1 protein-coding gene is annotated in these 300 nt (G+C 69.0%); it reads right to left on the bottom strand.

Translation table 11 applies throughout. The annotated features are described in order from the left end of the window. Positions 1-300 (bottom strand): peroxidase-related enzyme (locus FFK22_RS42500; protein WP_143957076.1); only part of this gene is annotated, 300 nt, incomplete at both ends.

The following is a 300-nucleotide window of genomic DNA, read 5'->3' as shown; positions in this document are numbered from 1 at the left end:
CACTCCGAACGAAGCCGGCGTCTCGGTCAGCGCCACCGAGGCGGCGACGATGGCGTTCCAGCGCTCGCCGAGATCGGCGCCGACGCCCTCGTCCAGCAGCCGCTGCACGTCGTCGCCGCGCTTGGAATGCACGGTGGCGAAGCGGGAATGGACCGAGGCGCAGTAGATACAGCCGTTTAAACGCGAGGTGGCGGTGGCCGCCAGTTCGCGCTCCGCCCGCGGCAGGCCGCCCTCGGAGTTGTAGAAGATGTCCTTGTCGGTCTTGGTGCGGGCCTGCAGCACGTCCGGATCGCGCACCAA

The organism is Mycobacterium sp. KBS0706 (assembly GCF_005938675.2).
Taxonomy (GTDB): Bacteria; Pseudomonadota; Alphaproteobacteria; order DSM-16000; family Inquilinaceae; genus Inquilinus.
Note: the sequence above shows the minus strand (reverse complement) of the source record. Positions and strands in the feature narration are given on the sequence as shown.